Origin of the sequence: Longimicrobium sp. (genome assembly GCF_036280135.1) — a bacterium.
Classification (GTDB): Bacteria; Gemmatimonadota; Gemmatimonadetes; order Longimicrobiales; family Longimicrobiaceae; genus Longimicrobium.
The window spans coordinates 1-2,434 of sequence record NZ_DASURI010000709.1 but is presented as its reverse complement, the minus strand read 5'-3'; the positions used below and the strand labels follow the sequence as shown (position 1 = coordinate 2,434).

Genomic DNA, 2,434 nt, shown 5'->3' with positions numbered 1-2,434 from the left:
GGGGATGACGTACGAGCAGGCCAGCAGCCGCGGCGGCGCCATCCGCCGTCCCGACGGCCACGTGCTCACCCTGCGCGAGGCGGCGGAGCACCACTACGTCGCCAGCATGGCCACGCTGGGCGTGCTGGCCCGCGAGGCGCGCACGCGGGTGGCGGACTACCTGGCGTTCCGGCAGGCCGCCGTTCGCGGCACGGCCGAGGACGGCATCCGCGCCGTGGCATTCGCCCGCGACGACGCCGGCCGCGCGGACTCGCCGGCCCGGCGCCTGGCCGACAACGGCATCGAGGTGCGGCGGCTGACGTCCGCGACGCAGGTGCGGGGGACGGAGTACGGGCGATCCGGCGCGTCCCCCGTCCGCCTGGTCGCGGGGACGTACGTGGTGGACCTGGCCCAGCCGCAGGGGCGCCTGGCCCGCGCGCTGCTGGAGCCCGAGGCGCCGCTGGACTCGGCGTTCATCCGCGAGGAGCTGGCGCGGCGCCGCGGGGGCCAGTCCGAGCGCTTCTACGACGCCACGGGGTGGGCCATGCCCTTTGCCTTTCGCGTCCGCGCCTGGGCGCTCCCCGTCGCGCCGGGCGGGACGGAGCCCGCGCCCCCGGCCGCAGCGCCCGCGCCGCCGGCGGAAGGACGCTACGGCTACGCGTTCGCGCCGGGGACGGAGGCGGGGATGCGGATGCTCGCCGCGCTCTTTCGCGACAGCATCCCCGTGTGGTACTCGCCGTTCGGCTTTCGCAGCGGCGCGGCGCGTTTCGACGGGGGCGCGTTCGTCGTGCGGATCCCGCCGGGGCGCGCGGACCTGCACGAGGCCGTCCGCCGGCACGCGGCCGAGACGGGCGCGTCCGTCGCGCCGCTGGCCTCCGGCGCGGCGGACGAGGGGACGGACCTGGGCAGCAACAGCGTCTTTCCCCTGCGTCCGCCCCACGTGGCGCTGCTGGCCGGCCCGCCCGTGAACGGCCAGTCGTTCGGCTACGCGTGGTACGCGCTGGACCAGCGGCTGGCGTATCCGTCCACGGCGCTGGAGGCCGATGCCGTGGCGGGCGCGGCCCTGGACGACTTCGACGTGCTGATCGTCCCCGGCACCTCCGCGGGCGCCCTGTCGCGCGCGCTGGGCGAGCGGGGGCAGCGGCGCATCGCGGAGTGGGTGCGGGCCGGCGGCGTGCTGGTGACGACGGACGCGGCCACGGACTGGCTGGCGTCCGAGGGGCTGGGCCTGTCGCGTCTGCGCGCGGCGGGCGACCCGGAGCCCGACAGCGCCGGCGCGCCGCTCCCGGCGGAGGTGCCGGGCGCCATCGTCCGCGCCGTGGCCGACACGCTGTCGCCGCTGCTGGCGGGGGTAGAGGAGGCCGAGCTGCCCGTGCTGCTGTTCAGCGACCGGGTGTACCGCGCGCCGGCGGACGTGGGGCCGGGCGAGGCCGTCCTCCGCTACGCGCCCCTGTCCCGGCTGCGCATCAGCGGCTACCTGTGGCCGGAGGTGCCGGCGCGCGTGGCGGGGACGCCGTACTTGTGGACGGAGCGCGTGGGCCGCGGCCGGGTGATCGGCTTCGCGGGCGACCCGGTGTTCCGCGACATGTGGCGCGGCCTGCTTCCGCTCTTCGCCAACGCGGTCTTCCTGGGCCCGAGCTTTTGAGTGCGTGAGTGCGTGAGTGCGTGAGTGCGGAAGTGAGAACGGCCCGGCGATTCGCCGGGCCGCTCTCATGTGCTCCCTGCGAAGATGCCGGGAAGGTGGCGCGATATCCGTCCGGTGCACACGCGACGGAGCGCGGCAGGAGCCGTCGGCGAAGGCCGACATCACGTTTTCGGTGCCGCGATTTCAATCGCCGGGGCTGGAGGCACGCCGCCCCCCTCGATCTTTCCCCGCTCGAATCCGCCGATCCCGATCCGCCGATCCCGACCGCCGATCTGATCCGCCGCTCCCCCGATCCACCGGTCCGATCAGCTGCCGGGCAGGCGGGCGCGGCCGGAGCGCGGGTCGTACAGGCTGCCGGCGGGGAGCAGCAGCATGCGGATGCCGCTCGCGCCCAGCAGCGGCGCCTCCGCGGGGGTGACCTCCGCCTGCCGCGCGTCCATCACCAGCACGCTGCTGGCGCCCGCGATCTCCCACCACCCGTCCGGCCGCACGATCACCGCCGTGCCCTCGTCGATCCCCACGCCGATCATGGACGGGCGCTCCAGCACCACGCTCAGCAGGCGGTTTTGCCGCTCGCGCCGCAGAAAGTGCTGGTCCACGAGGGTGCCCGGCAGAAAGCCAAGCCCGCGCACCACCTCGATGGTCCGGCGGGCGACGCGCGGATACTCGTCGCCGTGGTAGCCGATGGTGTCCTCGCCCGCGGCCACCTGGTTCCCCGTCAGCATGCTGTCGGACATGATGGCCGCCCCCGCCGACGTTCCGCCGATGACGGCGCCGTCGCGATAGCGCTCGTGCAGGGCGCGCAGCACG

Annotated in this window: 1 protein-coding gene and 1 pseudogene; one reads left to right on the top strand and one right to left on the bottom strand. The window is 75.7% G+C overall.

Going from position 1 to position 2,434, the window contains the following annotated elements:
- Positions 1–1,624, top strand: a pseudogene (locus VFZ20_RS22750) (hypothetical protein); the annotation flags it as partial.
- Positions 1,625–1,929: 305 nt separating this feature from the next.
- On the opposite strand, the gene VFZ20_RS22745 reads toward VFZ20_RS22750, so the two are convergent.
- Positions 1,930–2,434, bottom strand: a 505-nt coding sequence (locus VFZ20_RS22745; RefSeq protein WP_329686248.1) for a cyanophycinase, incomplete at its 5' end; no start/stop codon positions are given.